The following is a 19,418-nucleotide window of genomic DNA, read 5'->3' as shown; positions in this document are numbered from 1 at the left end:
CTATTTAATATATCTAAAGGATGTACCTTTATATTTGATGCCATATTTTAGCGCCTTAGAAATCCCCGACTGTTTATATTGAGGGTGCTCCTGCATGAAAGGTCTCTGGCCACTGAAATTCATAGTTGAACCATCTTCGAAGGTAACTTCAATAGGTTTTAGATGCCCCTTAGCACACCTCTCAATGCGTGTTCCATGATGTTTATTAGCTAATGGAGTTACCTCTTCGAGATTCTCTAAACAATTATTCTGTGAATCCTCGTCAATATGGTTGAGCTCCTTAGTTAAATCTCTTTCTCCAAGGAACGCCTCATATACAAGATGGTGGATATAGTGAATATATTGCTTACCATCTTTCCATAAACCTACTTTTAGATATCCTTTAGGATGATTTAACGACGACTTAATTATATTACCCTTTTTAAGATACCAAACTTTTCCATTAAATACTTTACGATTCAAACTCCTAACAATCCCTGTATTACTTACCTCATACATACCTTCAAATCCTTTAATTGGCCTCCATTTAACGACCATTAAAAAACTCCTCTCTGTCTACCAACTTGCCCCAGACTTTTCCGATAGCAATGTCAGTCTTGCTCGGAACAATTAATTTAACAGTGTTAATCATGACATCCTCAATGGCTGCTACTTCCTCGGGAGTAACGTCTTTTGGAACTTTGAATAAGACCTCATCGTGGATTTGGGCAAGCAGATTAAAGCAACGCTTCTTGCCACGTCTTTCGGACAGCTCCTGCAACTTCGGAACCATTGCAACGATTACTTGCTTAGTTTGGCAAGCAGCTCCTCCTTGGACTTTGAAATTAGTTGTCTGGCGGAGTGCTCTGTTAACCATTGAACGAGTCTTCTTATCTTCTGGAGTTAAGTCATTCCAAGCCTTCTTAAGGACGCTGAAATCCTCTTGCACAAACCGTCTGCGAGTCCCCCAAAGAGTTTCTACATAGCGGTTCTTCTTAACCTCTTCTTGGTTATCTTTTATCCATCGATCAACCTCCGGATAGGCTTTGAAGAAGTCGTCAATCATCTTCTGTCCTTCATCCTTGGATACTCCCAAAGACTCTGCCAAAGACCATGCCGACATTCCATACATGATAGCTAATACAACGACTTTGGTACGTTTACGCCAGATGGAGCCATCTCCACACTCTTCGATAGGTTTATTAAAGATTGCCGAAGCCATTTCAGAGTATAGATCACGAGCCTGTTGATAGACTTCAATAAGAGCCTTACACTTAGACATATGAGTCATGAGCCTTGGCTCCTGCTGTGAGAAGTCTGCCGACATGATTAACGAATCTTCTCCAATACCGAACATGTTACGAGCCTTGTAAGGTTGCTGTTGGAGGTTTGGGTTAGCTGCGGCATAGCGTAGAGTTACTGTACCAACCTGTTTGAAGTCTCCGTGCAGCTTTCCGTCGGGCTCTATGAAGTCTTTAATCTTATCTACAAAGGCTGATAAATGCTTGCTCTCATCCTTCCAATCAAGAATCAACTGGACTTCTTCGTGATGCTTGGCAATGGCTTTCAGAGCATCTGAGTCGGCTGGCAGAGAGTCTCCGACAGTTTCTCCATTAACTACCCGAGGATTGATTAAAAGCTTCTTGCCTTCAACTAAAGCAAACTTACGGTTGTTGCTAATGTAATGGTCGTCAAAGCCTACATGACCACTGAGGATAGACTTCTTATCACGTGTCACATACTTGCTCCAATCATTGTCAAAGTACAACATCTTAGACAACTGCTGTGGAGAGCCAATGTTAACGTCCCCGAAAGTCTCCTGAATAGCCTCTTGGAGTTCGTCCAAGTGCTTGTAGCCTTCCTCACGCTGTTTGGCTACTTCTCTCTCATCAATTACAAAGCCTTCTGACTCCATGATGAAAGTAGCTTTGATACATGGATGTTCAATACGCTCATAATACTTCTTAATTTTTGCAAAGCTAGACTTATTAAGAATGTTCATCTGCCATTCAAAGAGCAAGAAGCCTACGTAAGTATCCTTTGCACCATACCATCTAGCGGCATCCAATGGAACGTAGCCAAACTTTGCATCTTTTCCGAACAGCTCCCCGAAGGTATCAGACGGAATCTTCAAGAAGTATTCTGCAAGGTTCTTCAACTGATATCCGACTCCGCTTGGAAATGCAGGTGTCCGAACGTCGCTTAAGTTCTCATTCAATAGCTTCATAATAACCATTGTATCGTGTGGCATATGAGTTGCTTCGATGTCTAAGGCAGCCTTTACCAAGCCTAAGTCAAAAGTGGCGTTATGCCAGATGGAGTTCTTAGGGCTGTGGAACAGCTTTTCGATGAGATGGTAGGACAGCCCTTTGCTGACGTTCCGAGGATCTTCGACAAACTCTCCAGTAGCCGTCTCCTTGTAATGGAGGATTGGTAAGTATCCATTGACAAGCTTTCCATTGAATCGGTAGGTTAGTGAGAAGCCTGCTATCTGCTCTCGATACTTGTATTTACCACCGTTATCTCCGACTGTTTCAAAGTCCATTGCAAAGTAGTCGTCGTCAGCATTCAGACAGTTATCAACCCACTGTTCGGCATCTTCTTGAGAGATCAGTGGATACTTTTCCCACTCTTTAGTAGCCATTTCCTCAATCTTTTCCTTACGTTCAGCCTCTTGGATAGCTTTGTAAAGGCGTAGTGCCTCAGCTTTGGTAAAGGCTTTGGACTCTTTGCCAGCTTCTCGGCCAATCTTTCCTTCCTTAAACCATTCCTCCACCTTTTGGAGTCTTGCCAAGTCTGTAGGAGAGTTCTTACGGCTGTAGATAAGCTCCCACGACTCTTCCATAGTTGGTATTTCCTTTGCCTTAGAGGCTTTCTTAATCTTTTCCTTAGCTTTATTATCTTCGGTAACTGATGTCACATTCACTGAGATCTTCATACAGTTTGTCCCCTTTCGTTTACCTTCTTATAATAGCGCATAAAAAGAGCCCTGTCAAGAGCTCTTCCAAAGATTATTTATTAGATTTATAAAATGTCATACGGAATAGGTCGATGAAGTCTCCGATGTCAAGGTCTTCCTCAAAGTCATCTATAGTAGTGATCGCTTGGAATCCACCGTCACCTTCAATGAAAACTCCTGTTGTTCGATGGTGGAATGATTCAACAGCTTCCTTAATCATTTCAAAAGCTTCCTGCCAGCTAATCTCAATGTAGTCTGGAATCAGGTAGTAGGTAGTTCCAACAGTTACTTCGGTAATACCTACTAACCTGTCATTGGACTTCCATTTAAGAACCTTTTGACTGTCTGCTTGAGGCTCTGTTTGAGTACTTACATAAAGCTCGCTTCCATAGTCTGTTTCGAAGCGTGTTCCCACAGGCGTGTCAGGCAGCTGTTCAATAATGTCTACTAAAGATAATGCTTTATTCATATAATCACTCTCCACGTCCGAATTGTTTTTTGAGTCGTTTAACTTCCTTGTCATACTCGTTGGCAAGGTCTTCTCGCTTTTCCTCATAACTACTTACCTGCAACCATCCCCCAGTAGGATCATCCCAATCGCCACCATAACAGTAGTAGTTCATGATATTGCTTTTTCCGTCTATGAAGTTACTCTCAGAGTCAGCAAACTCATCACTGTAACAAAGGTCGTCCAAATACGCTGCTCGGTTCTCTGGAGTATCTTCTGCTACCCAGCTCTCCCGAAGCTCTTCACCATCGCCCTTACCATACGTCACATATACTTCAAACAGTTTCTTAACCATACTTAACAATCTCCCCTCCAAAATCTTCTTGTAGCATTAAAGCATCTCTGTAATTCCATGGCTCAAGGTAGTCTGAAAGTGTTAGTACATAGCTTCTCATATAGCCGTACTCATCTTCCCGATCAGGCATCCACCGATAAGTCATTGAAGTACGTTCTGAATCTACTTCGAATGATTTTGCAAACTTCGTGCCAAACCTTACAGCAACCTTTGGAGCATGTACTACGTAGCCGTCCATAAGTGCTCGAAGGATATGAAAACGAGTCTCTCCTCCAAACATATTATGATACTTCTTAGGATCTTCCCCGAAGTCATATTTTTCTCCAGTAGATCCTTCTACCCAATGCCCCCAACCAACATTACAAATACGTCGTGCAGCATCCTCTTTATCATTCATAGTCCAGATGCCTCCCCTTTGGAAGCTCTCCAAATAGTCTGCAATAGCTTCTGGGATAACTACCTTTCCTCCTACAGTGCTCCATAATCTTCTTGAACTATATTCTCTCATTACTCTTCCTCCTCCACTTTCTCAACGTGACAAATATCAATCTCTGATAAAAAAAACGTGCTCATTAATTTCTATATCTTCTAGTGCATTGTCAATTGCAGACTGTATAGAATTAGTTACTACTACACAGTAATCAGTGAATTGTGACCCAATTAAACGGTAGTATATATGGTATTTATTCATCTTTCTTCCTCCTCTAAATGTAGTGGCTTACCAGTCAGTGTAGTAAGCTTTTTACCGTTTATTAAAATAGCTTTCCGAACGTCTTCCGCAGTATATGGAATTAGCTCATACATAACTGTTGTAGAGACTTGGAAAGTCGTTCTGAATAGCCGTACAACATCCTCCATCGACCATCCCTCAGATTCGATATCGTCCTTAATCAGCCCTCGGATAACTTCTGGAGTCGTTTCCAAAGCCTCTGCAATGTCCTCTAAATTCATCCCAGTATCTGCCAGTCGTGCAATGTAGTATAAAGAAGCCTTCTCCCAGCCTCTGCTAATGATTCTGGCATGAGCTACTTCATCAGCTATCTTACCTAGCTCAGTAATCTCCTTACACAGTTTGCATGCCTTATTTTTGCAAGCTGCGAAAGAGACTTTCGTAGGGACTTTCAGAAACTCTCCGGAGTCTTTGTCATAGACTACTTGGAAGTTATGTGATTCAATTTTATTACCAATCAAGGCCAAGTCGTTTTCATGAGCCTTGTAGAATGTTTTCATACGTTGTGCATATGTCATTTAAAATTCCTCCAATCAACTTATGAATTAATCATAACATCAATTAGAGGAATTGTCAATACTATTTCTTATTTATTTTTCGAAGCTTGTACGAAGGGATTGCCCAGTATACTAACAAAGCTACTACGAAAACTACTACCACGACTGCTCCAAAAGCCCATTCAAAAAACTTGCTCCAAGCCCAGAGCTTTAACATAAATTCTACCATTATTCGTCCTCCTCATATTTCTGTACTTTAGCCAGCTCTGAAAAGACTTCCGAAGCTGTTTCATACATACTATAAACAGAGTAGCCTTCTGGATTTGTATAGCATACGCTCCAGCGATATTCTCCATCATCAACTCTTGCCACGCTTACTGACCAGTTGTTGGAAAAGGTTGTTACAAAAAGTGGATTCTTAACTGCTTTCATATTTGTACCCCTTCTTTGAAAAAGTCTACTCTATACTTCATTTAACATTCTCCTTTAAAATTCAATATCGTCTGCAAACAACTCTTCTACGACTTGCTGACTGTTCTCCTCAATATACCCAATGGAAGGTAAGAATATTCCTTCTATGCCTTCTCCCTCGCCTCCGGAACGGCCTTTGGAAACTTCTAGCCCAAAGATTCCATCACAGCTGTCGAAAGCTAACACAATAGCTGCATCCTCCAGCAAGGCTTTCGTCTTCTTAACTTGGCTACGCTTTGGAATGTTTAGCTCACGCTCATCGCCACGCTTCTCGGAGTCGTCTTCCTCAGCCTGTGTAATAACGTGCATAACAACTTTTGTACGTCCGGCAAGCTTTCGAAGAGCTTTGGAAGTAGCTGCGGCATCTCCTCCGTTAGTTTTTGAGGTATTCTTCTCGTAGTCCATGTAGTAAGCTGGGTCAACGATTACAACATCTGCTTCACTCTCTACAATGTCTCTTTCCAATGCTCTTACTGATCGATCTATAAAGTCTTCATCATCAATGGCACGAATTGTAATTGAGCCTTCTAAGACTGTGTTCAACTTCATTACAAAGTCTACGAACGACTGTTCCTCGTCAACAGTTTTGAAAGAAGCTTTTGTCAAGTCGTATACGCTAAACCCTGCTAAGTAGTCAACTCCGTCAATAACTGAATTCTTAAGCTTTTCCTTAGCTGAGATAAAGCTTAGGGCACGACTGGCAAACTCATATTTAGGCATCTCCAGTACCCAGAATAATACATTAGCTCCTTGATAAGCTGCCTCAAGGCCTTCCATAAGTGTGATAGTGGACTTACCTCTACCAGAACGGCCATACCAAGTAATCATATTAGACTCTTGGTAACCTCCTCCGATGATGTCATTAAGTCCTTCAAAATGACTCTTCCAAAAGCGGATAGACTTGCCTTCCTTACGCTTGTAGAACTCTTCCAAGTACCAGTCCCCAGCGTGTTCTAAAAGATGGCCAGCTTTTCCAGATATTCTGTTGGAGTGTTTCATCTCCTCGAAAGCTTTAATAATGTCGTTGGCAAAGCCTTCGGGATCGTTAGCTTTATCAGCTTCATTCCACAAGTCTGATAGCTTATTATTAATGAAGTTAGCTTGCTCTACTTGGAACTTCTTCTTCTTAAGCTCTTTCGACAGATAAGTAAAAGAGTCTTCCGTATTTGGAATGTAGTCGAATTCCGGAACGTTGTCAATAACTGTGGCAAAGCTAGGGGCGTTACCTTCGTTAGTTCTTGAATAGTGTATAATAAAATCGTAAGCATCCCTTTCGGAAGCTACCGGAAACATCTCTCTGGATATTCCATGGCGGTTGAGTGCTGCAACATCATTCTCGTTAATAACCTTTGAAAGTAGCAACTCCCCAATAACATTCCGCATAGTTAAATGCCTCCCTTAGACTTATTAATATACTTCCATACTAAGCCTTTGTGTGATTTCAATTCCCCTCTACAACAAGCAGAGACATGACTTGCATGGAAGCCATTTCTACCTGCCTCAGAGGCACTTGGGAATGTGTATACTAAGTTACCTTCACAAGAATAAGCTTCAACTGCTTTTGATAACTTACCGTTTTTCATTGCTTTTGAATGTCTAATATTCCGTGAGCCGTAGTTTACATTATATTTTCTGGTACACCACTCGAGATTATCTGCTCGATTATTAAGGGGATTTTCGTCTATATGATTAATCTCCTTTAAGCTGTCTGGGTTAGGAACAAATTCAATAGCAACCAATGTGTGTACTTGCTTTCTCGTTCGGTTTCCATTCTGATACAAGTCTACATATTTTCTTCCATCAGCATTAGTAGTCAGAACTAGTAGTTTAATTGCTGAGCTGTTTCTGTATTTTAAACTTCTTACATTACCTAAATTACTTACTTCATACTTACCTTCAAAATTAGTGATAGGCTTCCATGATTCTTCCATTATTTAGCCTCCTTAATGGACTTATTCTTGACCCCACGTTTAGAGTCTCCCTCAAACCTAATCATAACAGTCTTATCACGCATCCTATCATACAGACGTTCATCAAAGACTTGCTCCATATCAACTAGTGGGAGGTTGCTTGTGTAGATTGTCGGAAGTCCTTTAACCATTCTGTAATTGATAATTTCATGCAAGTCTGCCCGAAACGCCTCTGTAGCTGATCGAACTCCTATGTCGTCTGCTACAAGCATTGGAGCAGCCTTTGCAACATCCATCTCAGCATAGTATTTTCTGGAGGCTTCTTCTGTAACGTCATAGGAAACTCCTTGTCTAGTGAAACGGTTATACAAAGTCTGTAGGCTGTTAACATCTAGGAAGTATGCAGGAGGCTGTGGAATAGTTGCCTTAAGCTTTACCGAAGCTTTCCATGCTGTGAACATATATTCGTTAAGCAGTGCCGCAGCTGTGGAAGTCTTTCCGTTACCTTTCTCTGGACTCCACAAGTAAAGATTCTTGATAGATTCCTCTTCTGGATTGGAAAAGTATCTCCGGAAACTCTTGACATAGCTTTCCAAAAGCTCGTAAGTAGCTGGCTGAGCATCCTTGGCAGGGCTATTGAATAAGAATAAGTCATTATATTCCAGAGGTATCTTAGCAGAGCCAAACTTGCCACTCTCTCCAGACAGCCCGAATAACTGGAGATGGATGTGAGATAGCGTTTGCTTAACTTGTTCCTCAGTTTTGCCAGTCTCTAATATCAGTTTTTTAAGTAAGGTTGATTTCTTCAATTTAGCAACTCCTTTAGTGGCTTTTCTACTCATTAAGAATAGCATAAAAAAGAAGCCTTGTCAAGGCCTCTCAGAAAGTTTATTTAGGCAGCTCTTTTAAGCTTAGACCTGCAATATTAGAAACTGGAATGAACATAACCTCAGAATTGGTTTGGTGGCATATAATATTATTTTCAATACCTTTCTCAAAGAATTTTGAATATTGCTTATCCTGCTCTTCTAATGTAGTATCATAAATTATCATGCTAGTATCTCCACCAGATTTTAAATAGACAGTTACTTTTACATCCATTCTGATTCCTCCATCTCTTTAAGCATTTCTTGCAGACTTCCAATGAGTGTTCTGACCTCATGCTTGTCTAGTGATACAAAGTTGTTCAAAGTATGTGCCTCTCCTGTCCTTCCAGAGTAGTCGTGGTTTGGATGATACATTGATTCAACAGTAAGGTAGGTTCCTAATATGGTTTCTAATTCTATAAACTCATCTGGGTCAAGCCTACTATATATTCGTTTTAACATTATTCGTCCTCCAATATAGAAGCTTGCTCTGTAAGGAACTTTAACAGCTGCTTCACTCCTTCTAAATTTAACACTGAAATGTTTTCCTCGTCAGCCTCCCGAACGCTTATTAATACTTCATCTTCATGCCGCCATGCAATCAAAGCATCCTCTGGAATGTCTACACATTCTAAGTAAAAATATTTTACCATAACTAAAACCACACCTTTCGAAAGTTTAGTAAGTTGCTTTCTGACAGCTTTATCCATTTTACTTTGGAGTGGTTCTTCTGCCAGTATCCGTTCAAGTCTTCTCCATTCGGAAGATTTGCCCGATAAACGTTGTGAGTCTTTGCAAAGGCCTTGCGAATATCCTCAGCAGCCATGTTACCTTTGGAGTCATTGTCCGTAGCTATCAGAATATTATCTACTCCGAACTTATGAATAAGCTTTATCTGAGAGTCGCTCAAGTTAGCTGAACCAAGACTGATTCCGACATATCCCATTTCATAAGCTGTCATAGCATCGATCTCAGCTTCGCAAATTGCAAGAGTTGTTGGATTCTCTTTGTAAATAACTCGATGGCCGAATACCAAGTCTTTGATATGATTGTTACCAGCTTCATAGAAGAAGTCTTTAGAGAATGTTTTACGATACTTAATAGCTCTCCACTCTCCTACTCCATCAACATATGGAAGTCTTATAAAGTCGTCTCCCTCAGATGTCTCATAGGCTTCTTGAGTAGCTTCTGAAATACCTCTGGAAAGTAGATACAAAGACTTATTCCAAGGGACTTTCCGGAAGCTATCACGACTCTGGGTAGCAGTTACCCCAACGCTTATCTGTGGAGTGTCATAAGCCCCTAACATAAACTCGTCCCGAAGCTTGTCCAAAGCTTCTTCGTAGCCTGTTTCGTCGAGTAGTGATACAAGCTTTATAAAGTTTCCGGAATCTCCACTACCAGAGTCTCCCCAAGTCCCTGCAAACTCATTGTTAAAGTTTACAAAGAAGCTTGGCGAATAGTCCGGTCGAAAAGGACTGGAGCAGACTAGTCGCTCGTCAGTCCACTTAGCATTTTCCCAAACATCATAACGGCTTAGGTACTCTGGTATATCAATCATCACAAGGATGTCTTTAGTTAAATGAATCTTGTCCAAAGCCATTCAGAAGCCCTCCATTATCTTGCGTTTAATTCCATTTTAACTAATTGTCGCTCTTTGTCAATAGCTGTGACAATATAATTTAATGGAGCGTATCCATCAACTCTTGTATAAACATCTCCCACAGCTACTCGAGGAGGGTCTCCAATGAATGAACCATGGAGTCCGTATTTACTGTAAGTCTCTGTATTAGAGTTCTTCCAAAACCATGTCCACATTTACTTGTCCTCCTTATAACTATCTGAATAAAGCACACGTGGAATAAGTTCCTCAAGGGCTAACAGCTTGTCTATGTGCTCAGTCCCTTCAACCTCTCCTCTAGCAATTTTTGAGATAGCCTCTAAATCAATTTCCAAAGTGTCTTTCTCAATAGGGCACCAGAATTCTGGCGCAATATACTCTTCGGTAGACTCTTCGATAGCTCCTAAAATATACCCATCAACATACCATCCATGAATATATCCGTCAGCATCTATAGGGAAATTCCACTCTCCATAATGGTAGGAATAGGCTGTCGATTCCAGTGCAGAAGCTTTTGGTTTAGCTTTAAATAGCATTTACTCGTCCTCCCAATCTTCTTCATCATAGTCCCAATCACAGTCGCATCCACAGCACATGCAACAGCCACATGGATAGGTGTCCTCATAAGGCTCTTCATAAGGGTCTTCCCAACCCCAGTCGAGATGTGCCATAGCAGCCTGTTTGACAGCTTCGTCAATCTGCTCTTCTGTAGCATCTTCTGGAACAGTTACCTTCATCTCTACATCAGCGCCTCCATTAAAGCATACCCAAGCTTCTACTTTATAGCTCATCGATCATCCTCCTTCATACTATTAATTAAGTCCTGTAACTCTCCTTCGGCTTCGTTCACTTCATCTGATAAAAGTGAGATATACTCTGCAACAGTTTCTGAGAGTAAGTTGCGAGGTATTTTTAATACTCTATCATCAGAGTAATCTCCTGACAGGGTTAGTGAAGCTTCTGGAAAGTTACCTACACTACTTACATAAAGCTCTGAGTACCTTCTAGCATCTGAAAGCTTTTCATCAGCTGTGGAAAGCTTATCGTAAGCTGCACAATAGGCTGCATGGAACTCTCTTAACTTGGCATCCATTAAAATTCCTCCCCTAAGCCGATTGACTCTTCGAAAGCTTTTGTAATGTCGTCGATAGCCTTCTTATAGTCTTGGATAGTTTTGATGGAATGTCCGTTATTAGATAGTACCCAGTCTCTTTGGATACCTACCAGAGCCTTCGACAAGTTTTGGTAATAGCCCACAAGAGACCGTGACTCAAATTTTTCGCCAGTCTTCTTATCAGTTAGCACGGAAATCTCTCCAGAGTCTGTTCGACGAGCCTTTTCCACGATTACTTGGTTGCCATCTGAGCTAATTCGATAATCTTCTACACGCATATCTAACATCTATTCTTCCTCCTGTTCACGAACTACTCCAACTATTACAGTATCACATTCATGGAACGTCTTAGCATGCTCTAAAGCTTCTTCATAGCTTGGGAAAACGTGGTCTAAGATATCCAGAGGGTCTCCTCCAATAACATAAACGCCATACTCTTTTTCAACATTTTCTAACATCTATTATTCCTCCTTCAATGTAATATATAAGAAGCTGGCATCGTAGTCGTGTTCTGTTTCAATCTCTTCAACGAGCCGTTCCCCATAATACTCCACAAGATACTCGATGGAGTACAGCTTCATAAAGGTAGACCCAGCTACATTAGAAACACCGTCAATGTACAGTGAAGTATTTGGGTAGATAACTTCTGCAAGCTCTTTGACTTTCATCACTCTTCCTCCTCATCTGGTAAAGCCATTAAAGACTCTCCAAAAAGCATGCGATAAGCATATTCATCATGCTCTGCCCACTGCTCTGGGAATTGGTCAGCAAACGTGTTAGCCCAGTTTCTAACAGCTTCTCCTAACGTGAAGTCAATCTTTCGGTTAGCTTCTTCAACGGATTCCCAAGTAAGCATTGGCTCGTATTCGTAGTAATTAGGAAGCACTGCCTGAGCCTCTACACATTCATGTTTCAAGTTTTCCAAAAGTTTCATATTAATTCTCCTCCTTAATAATTTCAACAATCTCTTCGACACCTTGTATAGTGGAGGCTATCCAAGCAGCTTCTTCTTGGCTGTTTGCACAGAGCCAGAAAACGTCATGGGCGCCTTTCCAAGTGATATAGTATACTTTATACATAGCTAACCTCCATAACTTTGATAAACCTATCATACCACGTAGTCAGCCTCTTGTCAAGCTTTTATATAAACAAAAAGACAGCCTCTGGCAAGACTGTCCTTCTCTTCTTGGATTTGTTTTCGTAAGGAGTTGGTTAAATTAAATGGGAAAGGTATTTCTGTGAGTCCAAAGGCCTTGGATAGGGGAGTATCCTCAGCCTCTAGAAACACGGACTGTGACAAGACAGTCAACAAACTATTCACGGCTAGTGACAGGTTTCGAAGGACTTCGGCAGGGTTTCCTAGTCCGTTCTTTTTCGACTCATTCACTCTTCGGAAAGCTACTCTCTAAGTCTAAGCCAATATTCTGGAAGATTTCTCCGAAGCGTATCTCCCATAAACCCTTGCAGAAGCTTGTTCCTCAGCCTTCCAAAATAACTGAGGCAAGCCGCCCTACCAACAGCTTCTACTTACATGCTACTGTATGGTTCGTGCACTTGATCCATCTCGTAGACTCGTCCATCCCAAAGCCCAAAAAGATGACTGGAGCAGCCGTTCAACCTCTGTGAGCTGTTGGGCTTGCTCTTTTTGAAGAACCTCGTCAGGAGCTTCCAGTGGGCTAATTGCTAGTTACTCTTCTTCCACCCCATAGTCTTCCAACATACGGTCAACTAGGTTTCTTGCCAAAGGCTCTACCATATCGGGGTCGTCTTTGAAGTTGTCGCCAACTGTCCACTTAGCTAATGGAGTAGCTTCTCCATCAAGCTTTGCTTGGGCTACGTACATGTCGCCTTTGAAGTCAGGCTTCTCAACTCCATGTTCAACAGTTACTTGCAAGTCTGTAACCTCTTTGCCAGTATCCGCAAGAAGCTCAGCGATACGTTTTTCAACAGTTTCTAACATGTTTATTTCCCTCCTTTGTAAAGGCGTATCCAACTAATTTAGACTTGTGGAAGGTTGCTGCCCGAGTCTCATTAGTAGATACTCCATCATAAGTGAAATTGATTACTTCTTTGTCGTCGGAAAAGTCTCTGACATTCTCAAACTTTAATGTGCCAACGTCATCTACCCAAATGATTAATGATCGCTTCATTCAGATTCCTCCAATCTTAGGCGAATACATCCAGTACACCATCTTTAGCAGGTAGTACAACAACTGAGTCAGATACTTCTACTTTAATAGTTCTACCATCCTCTTCCTCAACAACTCGAATGATAATAGCATTGCCATCTCCATAAGGCTGTACGATAACGTACTCGTCCTCTTTAAGATCAATTTCTAGCTCTTCTAGAATAGGTTTAGCAGCATCGGCTGTTTCATTGATCTCTTTGTTAGTATCGTACTTCATTAGCTTCCTCCAATCTTTGCAAACAGATAGCCCATCTGAATGAGCTTATCGTTTCCTGAATCATCTATAATGATACCATGCTTTGGCTTAGTTGTCAAGCGGACTACTTCGTAAGTCTTTCCCTTAGTCACTGTGTTAGCACAGGTAGTTCCTTGGTACAAAACTTTGTCGCCCACGTACAGTCTGCTATAATCCATTGATAATCATCTCCGGAAGCTGTGCAATAACTGTTCCAAACTTCATCACAGCCCAGTTAGCAAGGTCGTTCTCAACTGTTTCGCTCATGTCTTCGAAGTCAATGAAGTCGTGTAAGTTATACTCTTTATGGAACTCTACGCAGAGCCCTTGATATACTATGTGTGCATACACTACAATGTCTTTGTGGAAGTTGTCAGCAGCCTCTGCCACAACATCGTAAGCAGCTTCTCTGGCAGCCTCCGTAAGAGCTGCGGTAAACAACTCTTTTGTAGGGAGGCCTCCAATATACTTTGTCGATTCTATGTGCACGTCATCTAAGTAGAACTCGGACAACGTCTGGTAAACATTATTTCCATGGAGGTAGCCGGCTATATAACTAAACTTGCTCATAGTCTTCATCCTCTCCATGATTGTAGGTTACGTCCATGACTAACTCTACTGAGTCAAGGTCATTGCCAAATTTTGCTCGATAATATTTTTCAATAGCATCCTCAAATAAATCTAGCACCTTTTGGAAAGGCTCATCGTCAGCTTCGTCAATAGTAACGGAAGCCAAATGGACGATTGTCCATAGCACCCACAGAGCCCCTGCCAAAGCTGCCAGAAAGGCTACTAAGATGATTAGTAAGATCACTCCAACAACTGCCATCTAGTTTCCTCCGTTCAGACCAATTTTACCTACAGCTACTTGAGCTTCTTCTTCTGAAAGTCCATTCTCTACAAGACGTTCAATAGCTTTTTCACGGAACTTATCGGTAGACTCTTCGATAGCTGCTAGGTCAGCTTCTGGTAAGAAGTGTTTCCAGCGTGTTACCAAGACATCTGAAAGGTTTAGCAAATGCTTGCGAACGTCTTTGAACTCTACCGAGTCTTCGGCATGTTCCAATACAGACTCAATCACACGCATGTTGTCGTGGATTCGGATAGCCGTCGCAGTGTCGTCATAGTTAACGAAGTCTCCCTGTGCTAGTTGCCCTAGTAGATTGTAGATAGCCATGAAATCAACTAATGCTAGTTGCTCTTCTGTAGTCATTTTAATAGTATCCATAGTTCCTCCTAATAAGACTAGGAGAGGCTTGCGCCCCTCTTAGAATGGAATATCCTCGTCAGAAATGTCGATTGTGCCAGTTTCTTGCTGACCGTTTTCGAAGCCTTTCAAACGAGTAGTGTCAAAGCCGATTAAACGTAAGTCGTTCAATTGTTTTTCAGTATTGCTTTCGAATAGAGAGCCGTCGAATACTTCATCTGGAATAGATACTCCAGCAGTTTCTTCGAATACTTTCTTCTCGTTAGGCTCTAACTCATCCTCATCCAAAGCTGCAAAAGAGTATTGGTTAGAAGCGATGCAAGTAATTTCAAAAGCACGACTACCAAATTTCTTAGCGTTCGTAGGCTTTGTCAAAGCTGCTGTTAAGGCATCAATGTTAGCATTATTCTTACCTAAGTTAGTCTCCAACAACAACGGTTGTCCGGCTTCGTAAAGGTTCTCTTTCTTGCCTTGTACAAAGTCCGCTAATGGAATTACTCCAAATAGGATAGTTGGTTTAGGTTGTAGAATCATGGAGTTTCGATAAGCTTCTTTGTCGTCAGCCGCTACAGTTCCGTTAGCTTTAGCTGCTGCAAAGTCTTCTCGCATGATCTCGAACGCTTCATTGTAAAGGTCACGTTCTGAACGTCCCTCTGCTGCGTAAGAAAGCGTTGGTAAGATTTTTTGGAACACACTAACAACTTTATAGACGTGCAGGTTGTCTACAATGTCCTCTGGAATACGCACACGGATGCTCTGTCCTTTTTTCAAATAAGTCAATCGACTTGGTTCACGATCTACTTTTGTTTCCTGTTCAACAACTCGCTGAATAGCATCTAATCCTTTTGACATAATTTATTCCTCCTAATCTTTATTACATTTATAAGTATACCATAATATATGAAGTAAGTCAAGCGATTGGAGTTATTTTTGTTAGTTTATTAAGAATTGTTTAAGATTAATAGATTTACTCCATTTATAGCTTGACAGATTTATTGTAAATTTGTATAATGGTTTTAAGGGGTTTGACCTTAGTGAAGTGAAACGGAACGTTAAGAAGTTAGTGAACGAAGTGAACAGGGCTTCGACAGAAGTCCTTGGATTTAAGGACGAGTCTGTTCAAAGCTCTTTAAAGCTAAAACATCAGCTTCGGGAAACCCTCAGCTAGGCTTCGCCTAACCTATTGACAGACTCCATTATGTATGATAAGATTATTCCATTAGATGAATGGAGGTATATTAAATGGCTTGGGCAAGAACATTAGACGACAAGTTATATAAGGATTCAGAAGGTAACAAAGTTAGGACAGACGACTATGAGTCTCTTCCAATAGAGCTGTGGAATACAACTACTTTCATGACTTATCTCGAATACCTTAATATGATTCATTTCAAGCAGAATCCATCAACTCTTAATGTGAAACTCACTAGAATTCGCATAAAGTCTGATATGGAGGCTTACGGAAACGAGGTTCTTAAGAAGTGGATGGAGTTAGCTATTAAAGATTGGGGAGGCTCTGCAAGGTTTCCGACAGCTTCTTATATGCAGCTTCGGCAATTCAAGTGGAATAGGTTTATTGAGAAGGCTGTTTCAGAGGTTGGTCGAAAAGACTTCCATGACCCTAATGAGCTCTCTGCCGAAGAGTTGGAAGATCTATTCGCTTGACATTTTAGTGATTGTATGATATACTATTGATATAACTTTATGGAGGATGATTAAATGACTTTACCAGAACTTTTAACAGCTAAGATTCCAAACGCTCATATTACAATCTTGGCACGAATCTTTTACAACATGCCTAACCTAACTCGTCAAGAGAGCCGTAAGCGTACACGCTTTATAAAATGGCTTAACAAGCAGCAGGAAGCTTATGCAGAAGAGCAGATGGAGCTTATCGAAGAGTTTGGAGAACGAGATGATGAGGGCAATCTAATTAAGAATGTCAACGAGTCTGGTGGAACTTCTTGGAACATTCCAAAAGCTGTGCAAGACGAGTATACCGAAGCCTTGAAAGAGCTCCAGAAAGAAGAGATAACCTTCGGAGAGCTATCTACCCAAGACTTGGTAAACGCCATTGCAAACATCTCCTATAACTATCAAGAACCTCTTTCCGGAGCTGAGGCAGAAGTCTTTGACACGTTCCTTGAAAACTTCGACGAGCTGTTTGATAGCTTTGACGAAGCTTTTGAAAAGATGAATACCGCTGCTTCCGAAGAGTAACAAAAAGGCCTCCCACAGTTTTGTGAGAGGTCTTTTACTATGCTATTTAACGTCTTGTTCAAGAACCCATGACTGGATTCCATCTAACAGGTAAGCACGTTTTGACTTAGACTGTTTGACGGATTTAACCTGCTTGATCTTATACTTCTTACCCTTTACAAAGCTGGCAATAGGTTCTCCTGTTTGATAGCGAGAGGCAAAGCTTTGGACAGTAACTGTGTCCCCGACTTTCTTAGCAGCATATCCAGTGGATCCCCCAGAGACTTTCTGCAAGTCTTGTGCCAAGAACCAGCTGTTAACTCCATCCAATAGGAAGGCGTATTTGGAGACTGATTGGTTAACTACTTTAGAGTCTTTAACGGTGTAAGTCTGACCTTTGACAAAGCTTGGGATAGACTGACCAGTCTGATATTTAGTAGCCTTTGCCAAGACTTTTACTTTGTCTCCATTATTAAACTTAGTAGTATTTGTAATCTTGTTACCTCCACTGTTTCCACCAGTATTTGGCTTGCTTCCGGAGTTGCTGTTGTTGTTTCCTCCGCCCATGTAGTGTTTGATACGAGCTACGAAGTAGTCTACCAACTTGTTGCGGTTAGCTGTTGTATCAGCTGCTCCTCTACCTACATGCAACGCCCATGAACGGTGTGGGCAATCAGTCGGTACAAAGGCTCTGTGAAGCTTAACAGTTGTTCGAGATGGAGTTAATCCCCAGTCTTTCATGTCTTTAGCAGCTTGTTGGAATACTGCTTCTTCGTTTGCGATGAAGTCTTTGTCAGAAACTTTCAGAGACTCACAAACTTCGTATCCGACATAGTCCATGTTACCGTTGTAGTTAGCTACGTGCCAAGCTCCATTGTAAGTATCTTCTACACGAGCCATTGTGTTACGGTTACCATAGTAGTGAGCAAAGCCTGCTTGAAGCTGTGTAGTAGACTTATTGGCAAGCCATTCTACATAAGCTTCCGGAGTCATTGAGCCACCATCATTGTGGATAACGATACCCAAAGGCTTCCATCCTCTGGCACGTCGTCCTGCTACGCCTCGACAAACGCTCTTATTAATGTATTTCATATGTTAATTCCTCCTCTGTGGGATATACCCACAAAATGACTTAGGTGTCCTGTTCTAATGCTACGAAGGTCATTCCAATATTTAGCCAAGAGCCTGCTGGAATGTTTACTGTAGAGTTAGTACCATACCTTGCACCAGTTATCAGACCACCTTTAGTAACAGTAACAAGATACTTGTTCATCCATGAACCTTGGGCGATAAAGTTCAAATCCTCTGCCGGGCGATACCCTACTGGGAGTTGACCCATGGTAAATATGGCATCATTACCCGACAATACTACCTCTGAATTGTTTTTGAAAGCTCCTTTAGTAGTTACCACCCCAAATCTTCTGATAGCCTGTGGGAAGTTTGCCGAAGCGCTATTGGTATTATATTCCACAAATCCACTCATTGGAGTGATAGCTGCTTTAGACGTTGTGTACAGTCCATCGTAAGACGATCGATCAACCTTTTGCAACAGCAGTGCATCGGCTTCTGCCTTAGTATAGAAGTCAGCTGCATTAAAATCTTCAATGGCTGTATTCAGTTTTGCAACAGCATCGTCAACTGCTGCCAGAGCATCTGCCTTAGCTGTTCCGACGGCTGTTTGAGCTGCTGCTACCTTAGCATCCAAGTCAGCCTTTGCAGAAGTTATTTGAGTGGCTAGTGCATCAGCCTGTGTCTGTAGCCCTGCATAATCAGCTTCCCGAGAAGCTTTCCACTCATTGAAAGTAGCTTCCAAGGCATTAATAGTCTCTTGTAGAGTATTTACCCCAGCTGCTGCCTGTGTATCGTCAATGTCTACCCGACGGCTTACATGGACTCTGAAAGCCTCTGTGGTGCCCTCGATTTCATCGCCCTTCTTAATGACGAAGTAAGCTGTTTCGAACCAGCCTTCAACAGCTGCATCGGTAGGCGTGAAGGTGTATTCAATCTGTCCGTTAGCGGCGTTGACAATCTTTGCACCTCCACCACTAAATCTTCCCTCAGCATTGGCTCCTTCAAAGTTTACCGTGAAGCCAGTCAAGTCGTTCGGGATACCATACGTTGTAAGACTGACTCCGATAGTTGTAAACTCCTTTTCCCCAGTTCGTATATAAACCTTTACGTCTTGGTTGGTAGCCTTTCGAGAAGTATCTAAATTTATTCTTTGCATAAGGCTTCCTCCTATAACATCGCTTTTAGTTCGTCCATATGATTGTCCAAGATTGCTTGAACGTCTTCACGTAAGCTAGATGGAACACTGTTGATAGTCCGTCCGCCCAAGCCTTTTACAATAGCTAGGGCGTAGAGACGTGCTAGTGGAGAGTATTTATCCATTTTACATTCCTCCCATAAGTAGTTCTGAAAGTTGTAGAACAGTTTCTTGAAGCATAACAACTTGCTGATCTAGTGGAGACTCAGGAATGCCTTGGAGGTTGTCCATAAAAGCTGTCATAAGCTCAGGGTTATCATTAAATTCTTCCATTAGAATCTCGTCAAAAAGCTTGCTAAGTTCTGGAGTTAATTCATGTCCAGATTCCTTGAAAAGATTGGCAAAGCGTTTCTGTTTATCAGTCATTCATAT

The 19,418-nt window shown here is 41.5% G+C and carries 34 protein-coding genes; 2 read left to right on the top strand and 32 right to left on the bottom strand.

Annotated elements, in window-relative coordinates; translation table 11 throughout:
- From ACTQV4_RS07625 to ACTQV4_RS07490, 28 genes are all read right to left on the bottom strand, one after another.
- The gene (locus tag ACTQV4_RS07625) at window positions 1–537 is read right to left on the bottom strand and encodes an NUMOD4 domain-containing protein (protein WP_441541129.1); all 537 of its coding nucleotides are present in this window, start codon (window positions 535–537) and stop codon (window positions 1–3) included.
- Complete coding sequence (locus ACTQV4_RS07620) at window positions 527–2,917, bottom strand: DNA polymerase (RefSeq protein WP_441541127.1); 2,391 nt, start codon at window positions 2,915–2,917, stop codon at window positions 527–529. The genes ACTQV4_RS07625 and ACTQV4_RS07620 overlap by 11 nt, the downstream gene beginning before the upstream one ends.
- 73 nt (window positions 2,918–2,990) lie before the next feature.
- A complete protein-coding gene (locus tag ACTQV4_RS07615) occupies window positions 2,991–3,407 on the bottom strand; it encodes a hypothetical protein (protein ID WP_441563677.1) in 417 nt (138 codons plus the stop codon).
- A gap of 4 nt (window positions 3,408–3,411) precedes the next feature.
- The gene (locus ACTQV4_RS07610; RefSeq protein ID WP_441563676.1) at window positions 3,412–3,741 is read right to left on the bottom strand and encodes a hypothetical protein; all 330 of its coding nucleotides are present in this window, start codon (window positions 3,739–3,741) and stop codon (window positions 3,412–3,414) included.
- Window positions 3,734–4,249 carry a hypothetical protein gene (locus ACTQV4_RS07605; RefSeq protein WP_441541121.1) on the bottom strand — a complete coding sequence of 172 codons (516 nt, stop codon included), beginning with the start codon at window positions 4,247–4,249 and terminating at the stop codon, window positions 3,734–3,736. Before ACTQV4_RS07605 ends, ACTQV4_RS07610 begins: the two co-directional genes overlap by 8 nt.
- 179 nt (window positions 4,250–4,428) lie before the next feature.
- Window positions 4,429–4,971 carry a hypothetical protein gene (locus ACTQV4_RS07600; protein ID WP_441569576.1) on the bottom strand — a complete coding sequence of 181 codons (543 nt, stop codon included), beginning with the start codon at window positions 4,969–4,971 and terminating at the stop codon, window positions 4,429–4,431.
- A 225-nt stretch (window positions 4,972–5,196) separates the two neighbouring features.
- A complete protein-coding gene (locus tag ACTQV4_RS07595; RefSeq protein ID WP_441541115.1) occupies window positions 5,197–5,400 on the bottom strand; it encodes a hypothetical protein in 204 nt (67 codons plus the stop codon).
- A gap of 54 nt (window positions 5,401–5,454) precedes the next feature.
- Entirely contained in the window at window positions 5,455–6,822 is a 1,368-nt protein-coding gene (locus ACTQV4_RS07590; RefSeq protein ID WP_441541113.1) for an AAA family ATPase, read from the bottom strand.
- A 2-nt stretch (window positions 6,823–6,824) separates the two neighbouring features.
- Window positions 6,825–7,370, bottom strand: a complete 546-nt coding sequence (locus ACTQV4_RS07585; protein WP_441541111.1) for an NUMOD4 domain-containing protein — start codon at window positions 7,368–7,370, stop codon at window positions 6,825–6,827.
- Entirely contained in the window at window positions 7,370–8,158 is a 789-nt protein-coding gene (locus tag ACTQV4_RS07580; RefSeq protein WP_441563694.1) for a hypothetical protein, read from the bottom strand. Before ACTQV4_RS07580 ends, ACTQV4_RS07585 begins: the two co-directional genes overlap by 1 nt.
- Window positions 8,159–8,237: 79 nt before the next feature.
- Window positions 8,238–8,450, bottom strand: coding sequence for a hypothetical protein (locus ACTQV4_RS07575; protein WP_441541107.1), 213 nt, complete (start codon window positions 8,448–8,450; stop codon window positions 8,238–8,240).
- Entirely contained in the window at window positions 8,441–8,677 is a 237-nt protein-coding gene (locus ACTQV4_RS07570) for a hypothetical protein (protein ID WP_441563693.1), read from the bottom strand. The genes ACTQV4_RS07575 and ACTQV4_RS07570 overlap by 10 nt, the downstream gene beginning before the upstream one ends.
- Entirely contained in the window at window positions 8,677–8,868 is a 192-nt protein-coding gene (locus ACTQV4_RS07565; protein ID WP_441541105.1) for a hypothetical protein, read from the bottom strand. Before ACTQV4_RS07565 ends, ACTQV4_RS07570 begins: the two co-directional genes overlap by 1 nt.
- Window positions 8,869–8,870: 2 nt before the next feature.
- Window positions 8,871–9,818 (bottom strand): toprim domain-containing protein, encoded by a 948-nt coding sequence (locus ACTQV4_RS07560; protein WP_441541103.1) that lies wholly within the window; start codon window positions 9,816–9,818, stop codon window positions 8,871–8,873.
- Window positions 9,819–10,033: 215 nt separating this feature from the next.
- Entirely contained in the window at window positions 10,034–10,372 is a 339-nt protein-coding gene (locus ACTQV4_RS07555; RefSeq protein WP_441541101.1) for a hypothetical protein, read from the bottom strand.
- Entirely contained in the window at window positions 10,373–10,627 is a 255-nt protein-coding gene (locus ACTQV4_RS07550; protein WP_417936847.1) for a hypothetical protein, read from the bottom strand. It lies immediately after the preceding gene.
- Window positions 10,624–10,929, bottom strand: coding sequence for a hypothetical protein (locus tag ACTQV4_RS07545; protein ID WP_441541099.1), 306 nt, complete (start codon window positions 10,927–10,929; stop codon window positions 10,624–10,626). Before ACTQV4_RS07545 ends, ACTQV4_RS07550 begins: the two co-directional genes overlap by 4 nt.
- On the bottom strand, window positions 10,929–11,237 hold the full coding sequence (locus ACTQV4_RS07540) for a hypothetical protein (RefSeq protein ID WP_432490341.1): 309 nt from the start codon (window positions 11,235–11,237) through the stop codon (window positions 10,929–10,931). Before ACTQV4_RS07540 ends, ACTQV4_RS07545 begins: the two co-directional genes overlap by 1 nt.
- A complete protein-coding gene (locus ACTQV4_RS07535) occupies window positions 11,238–11,408 on the bottom strand; it encodes a hypothetical protein (RefSeq protein WP_431455408.1) in 171 nt (56 codons plus the stop codon).
- A gap of 3 nt (window positions 11,409–11,411) precedes the next feature.
- Window positions 11,412–11,618 (bottom strand): hypothetical protein, encoded by a 207-nt coding sequence (locus ACTQV4_RS07530; protein WP_441541097.1) that lies wholly within the window; start codon window positions 11,616–11,618, stop codon window positions 11,412–11,414.
- Window positions 11,618–11,884 carry a hypothetical protein gene (locus ACTQV4_RS07525; RefSeq protein ID WP_441541095.1) on the bottom strand — a complete coding sequence of 89 codons (267 nt, stop codon included), beginning with the start codon at window positions 11,882–11,884 and terminating at the stop codon, window positions 11,618–11,620. Before ACTQV4_RS07525 ends, ACTQV4_RS07530 begins: the two co-directional genes overlap by 1 nt.
- A 1-nt stretch (window position 11,885) precedes the next feature.
- Entirely contained in the window at window positions 11,886–12,029 is a 144-nt protein-coding gene (locus tag ACTQV4_RS07520; RefSeq protein WP_441541093.1) for a hypothetical protein, read from the bottom strand.
- Between the two features lie 608 nt (window positions 12,030–12,637).
- Window positions 12,638–12,910, bottom strand: coding sequence for a hypothetical protein (locus ACTQV4_RS07515; protein ID WP_432490388.1), 273 nt, complete (start codon window positions 12,908–12,910; stop codon window positions 12,638–12,640).
- A gap of 206 nt (window positions 12,911–13,116) precedes the next feature.
- A complete protein-coding gene (locus tag ACTQV4_RS07510; protein ID WP_441541091.1) occupies window positions 13,117–13,356 on the bottom strand; it encodes a hypothetical protein in 240 nt (79 codons plus the stop codon).
- 186 nt (window positions 13,357–13,542) lie between these two features.
- Window positions 13,543–13,944 (bottom strand): hypothetical protein, encoded by a 402-nt coding sequence (locus ACTQV4_RS07505; protein WP_441541089.1) that lies wholly within the window; start codon window positions 13,942–13,944, stop codon window positions 13,543–13,545.
- Window positions 13,931–14,203 (bottom strand): hypothetical protein, encoded by a 273-nt coding sequence (locus tag ACTQV4_RS07500; protein WP_441541087.1) that lies wholly within the window; start codon window positions 14,201–14,203, stop codon window positions 13,931–13,933. The genes ACTQV4_RS07505 and ACTQV4_RS07500 overlap by 14 nt, the downstream gene beginning before the upstream one ends.
- Window positions 14,204–14,602, bottom strand: coding sequence for a hypothetical protein (locus tag ACTQV4_RS07495; protein WP_441541085.1), 399 nt, complete (start codon window positions 14,600–14,602; stop codon window positions 14,204–14,206).
- A gap of 39 nt (window positions 14,603–14,641) precedes the next feature.
- Entirely contained in the window at window positions 14,642–15,433 is a 792-nt protein-coding gene (locus ACTQV4_RS07490; protein WP_441541083.1) for a hypothetical protein, read from the bottom strand.
- Between the two features lie 390 nt (window positions 15,434–15,823).
- On the opposite strand from ACTQV4_RS07490, the gene ACTQV4_RS07485 reads away from it, so the two are divergent.
- Both ACTQV4_RS07485 and ACTQV4_RS07480 read left to right on the top strand, forming a co-directional pair.
- Window positions 15,824–16,246 carry a hypothetical protein gene (locus tag ACTQV4_RS07485; RefSeq protein ID WP_441541081.1) on the top strand — a complete coding sequence of 141 codons (423 nt, stop codon included), beginning with the start codon at window positions 15,824–15,826 and terminating at the stop codon, window positions 16,244–16,246.
- Between the two features lie 54 nt (window positions 16,247–16,300).
- On the top strand, window positions 16,301–16,801 hold the full coding sequence (locus tag ACTQV4_RS07480) for a hypothetical protein (protein ID WP_441541079.1): 501 nt from the start codon (window positions 16,301–16,303) through the stop codon (window positions 16,799–16,801).
- Window positions 16,802–16,843: 42 nt separating this feature from the next.
- Here ACTQV4_RS07480 and ACTQV4_RS07475 read toward each other — a convergent pair whose 3' ends face one another.
- The 4 genes from ACTQV4_RS07475 to ACTQV4_RS07460 are packed head-to-tail and all read right to left on the bottom strand — an operon-like array spanning window position 16,844 to window position 19,412.
- The gene (locus tag ACTQV4_RS07475) at window positions 16,844–17,872 is read right to left on the bottom strand and encodes an N-acetylmuramoyl-L-alanine amidase (protein WP_441541077.1); all 1,029 of its coding nucleotides are present in this window, start codon (window positions 17,870–17,872) and stop codon (window positions 16,844–16,846) included.
- A gap of 40 nt (window positions 17,873–17,912) precedes the next feature.
- Complete coding sequence (locus ACTQV4_RS07470; protein WP_441541075.1) at window positions 17,913–19,007, bottom strand: BppU family phage baseplate upper protein; 1,095 nt, start codon at window positions 19,005–19,007, stop codon at window positions 17,913–17,915.
- An 11-nt stretch (window positions 19,008–19,018) separates the two neighbouring features.
- Window positions 19,019–19,171 (bottom strand): CD1375 family protein, encoded by a 153-nt coding sequence (locus tag ACTQV4_RS07465; RefSeq protein ID WP_441541073.1) that lies wholly within the window; start codon window positions 19,169–19,171, stop codon window positions 19,019–19,021.
- A gap of 1 nt (window position 19,172) precedes the next feature.
- Window positions 19,173–19,412, bottom strand: a complete 240-nt coding sequence (locus tag ACTQV4_RS07460) for a hypothetical protein (protein ID WP_441541071.1) — start codon at window positions 19,410–19,412, stop codon at window positions 19,173–19,175.
- Window positions 19,413–19,418: the final 6 nt, after the last annotated feature.

It is taken from the genome of Collinsella sp. LCP19S3_B11 (assembly GCF_052121915.1).
Classification (GTDB): Bacteria; Actinomycetota; Coriobacteriia; order Coriobacteriales; family Coriobacteriaceae; genus Collinsella.
The sequence above is the reverse complement of the archived record's forward strand: the minus strand, read 5'-3'. Positions and strand labels throughout refer to the sequence as shown.

Coding starts and splice junctions, on each gene's coding strand:
- ACTQV4_RS07625 (WP_441541129.1), bottom strand. CDS start 537: ATGGTCGTTAAATGGAGGCCAATTAAAGGATTTGAAGGTATGTATGAG.
- ACTQV4_RS07620 (WP_441541127.1), bottom strand. CDS start 2,917: ATGAAGATCTCAGTGAATGTGACATCAGTTACCGAAGATAATAAAGCT.
- ACTQV4_RS07615 (WP_441563677.1), bottom strand. CDS start 3,407: ATGAATAAAGCATTATCTTTAGTAGACATTATTGAACAGCTGCCTGAC.
- ACTQV4_RS07610 (WP_441563676.1), bottom strand. CDS start 3,741: ATGGTTAAGAAACTGTTTGAAGTATATGTGACGTATGGTAAGGGCGAT.
- ACTQV4_RS07605 (WP_441541121.1), bottom strand. CDS start 4,249: ATGAGAGAATATAGTTCAAGAAGATTATGGAGCACTGTAGGAGGAAAG.
- ACTQV4_RS07600 (WP_441569576.1), bottom strand. CDS start 4,971: ATGAAAACATTCTACAAGGCTCATGAAAACGACTTGGCCTTGATTGGT.
- ACTQV4_RS07595 (WP_441541115.1), bottom strand. CDS start 5,400: ATGAAAGCAGTTAAGAATCCACTTTTTGTAACAACCTTTTCCAACAAC.
- ACTQV4_RS07590 (WP_441541113.1), bottom strand. CDS start 6,822: ATGCGGAATGTTATTGGGGAGTTGCTACTTTCAAAGGTTATTAACGAG.
- ACTQV4_RS07585 (WP_441541111.1), bottom strand. CDS start 7,370: ATGGAAGAATCATGGAAGCCTATCACTAATTTTGAAGGTAAGTATGAA.
- ACTQV4_RS07575 (WP_441541107.1), bottom strand. CDS start 8,450: ATGGATGTAAAAGTAACTGTCTATTTAAAATCTGGTGGAGATACTAGC.
- ACTQV4_RS07570 (WP_441563693.1), bottom strand. CDS start 8,677: ATGTTAAAACGAATATATAGTAGGCTTGACCCAGATGAGTTTATAGAA.
- ACTQV4_RS07565 (WP_441541105.1), bottom strand. CDS start 8,868: ATGGTAAAATATTTTTACTTAGAATGTGTAGACATTCCAGAGGATGCT.
- ACTQV4_RS07560 (WP_441541103.1), bottom strand. CDS start 9,818: ATGGCTTTGGACAAGATTCATTTAACTAAAGACATCCTTGTGATGATT.
- ACTQV4_RS07555 (WP_441541101.1), bottom strand. CDS start 10,372: ATGCTATTTAAAGCTAAACCAAAAGCTTCTGCACTGGAATCGACAGCC.
- ACTQV4_RS07550 (WP_417936847.1), bottom strand. CDS start 10,627: ATGAGCTATAAAGTAGAAGCTTGGGTATGCTTTAATGGAGGCGCTGAT.
- ACTQV4_RS07545 (WP_441541099.1), bottom strand. CDS start 10,929: ATGGATGCCAAGTTAAGAGAGTTCCATGCAGCCTATTGTGCAGCTTAC.
- ACTQV4_RS07540 (WP_432490341.1), bottom strand. CDS start 11,237: ATGTTAGATATGCGTGTAGAAGATTATCGAATTAGCTCAGATGGCAAC.
- ACTQV4_RS07535 (WP_431455408.1), bottom strand. CDS start 11,408: ATGTTAGAAAATGTTGAAAAAGAGTATGGCGTTTATGTTATTGGAGGA.
- ACTQV4_RS07530 (WP_441541097.1), bottom strand. CDS start 11,618: ATGAAAGTCAAAGAGCTTGCAGAAGTTATCTACCCAAATACTTCACTG.
- ACTQV4_RS07525 (WP_441541095.1), bottom strand. CDS start 11,884: ATGAAACTTTTGGAAAACTTGAAACATGAATGTGTAGAGGCTCAGGCA.
- ACTQV4_RS07520 (WP_441541093.1), bottom strand. CDS start 12,029: ATGTATAAAGTATACTATATCACTTGGAAAGGCGCCCATGACGTTTTC.
- ACTQV4_RS07515 (WP_432490388.1), bottom strand. CDS start 12,910: ATGTTAGAAACTGTTGAAAAACGTATCGCTGAGCTTCTTGCGGATACT.
- ACTQV4_RS07510 (WP_441541091.1), bottom strand. CDS start 13,356: ATGAAGTACGATACTAACAAAGAGATCAATGAAACAGCCGATGCTGCT.
- ACTQV4_RS07505 (WP_441541089.1), bottom strand. CDS start 13,944: ATGAGCAAGTTTAGTTATATAGCCGGCTACCTCCATGGAAATAATGTT.
- ACTQV4_RS07500 (WP_441541087.1), bottom strand. CDS start 14,203: ATGGCAGTTGTTGGAGTGATCTTACTAATCATCTTAGTAGCCTTTCTG.
- ACTQV4_RS07495 (WP_441541085.1), bottom strand. CDS start 14,602: ATGGATACTATTAAAATGACTACAGAAGAGCAACTAGCATTAGTTGAT.
- ACTQV4_RS07490 (WP_441541083.1), bottom strand. CDS start 15,433: ATGTCAAAAGGATTAGATGCTATTCAGCGAGTTGTTGAACAGGAAACA.
- ACTQV4_RS07485 (WP_441541081.1), top strand. CDS start 15,824: ATGGCTTGGGCAAGAACATTAGACGACAAGTTATATAAGGATTCAGAA.
- ACTQV4_RS07480 (WP_441541079.1), top strand. CDS start 16,301: ATGACTTTACCAGAACTTTTAACAGCTAAGATTCCAAACGCTCATATT.
- ACTQV4_RS07475 (WP_441541077.1), bottom strand. CDS start 17,872: ATGAAATACATTAATAAGAGCGTTTGTCGAGGCGTAGCAGGACGACGT.
- ACTQV4_RS07470 (WP_441541075.1), bottom strand. CDS start 19,007: ATGCAAAGAATAAATTTAGATACTTCTCGAAAGGCTACCAACCAAGAC.
- ACTQV4_RS07465 (WP_441541073.1), bottom strand. CDS start 19,171: ATGGATAAATACTCTCCACTAGCACGTCTCTACGCCCTAGCTATTGTA.
- ACTQV4_RS07460 (WP_441541071.1), bottom strand. CDS start 19,412: ATGACTGATAAACAGAAACGCTTTGCCAATCTTTTCAAGGAATCTGGA.